General features: G+C 31.8%; 1 pseudogene. It reads right to left on the reverse strand.

Annotated elements, in window-relative coordinates:
- Positions 1 to 365, reverse strand: a pseudogene (locus AC1DJR_RS33720) (tetratricopeptide repeat protein); the annotation flags it as partial.
- Positions 366 to 409: the final 44 nt, after the last annotated feature.

Here is a 409-nt window from a genome sequence, read left to right on the forward strand (position 1 = left end):
GCATATAATAAACATAAATTGCATCTAACTTTTATTATTAGTTGTTCTTCTTTTAGATTTGTAAATGTATTCATCGCCGACACTAAATATTCTTCTGCAAGCTCATATTGTCCTAGTGCTATACAACACACCCCTAAAGTATTTTTGCAAGCCGCAGTTTTAACTTCATACCCTAAACTCTTACCAAAAAAATTTTGTGCTTTCAAAGCATAAGAAATCGCTAAAGTCGGTTGTGATATACAACAATGAAATAACGATACTTGATAATTAAATTCCGCTTTCTCCGCTTCATCTGGTATTGAAGCCAGCAAACTCTCAGCGACTTTATAGTGCTTTTTTGCGTTATAATAATTCCCTAGCTCCATTGCGTAAATAAATTCAAAAAAATAATAATAATACTGTAAAAACG

The sequence above is a fragment of the Bacillus sp. 05T31 genome (assembly GCF_056396725.1).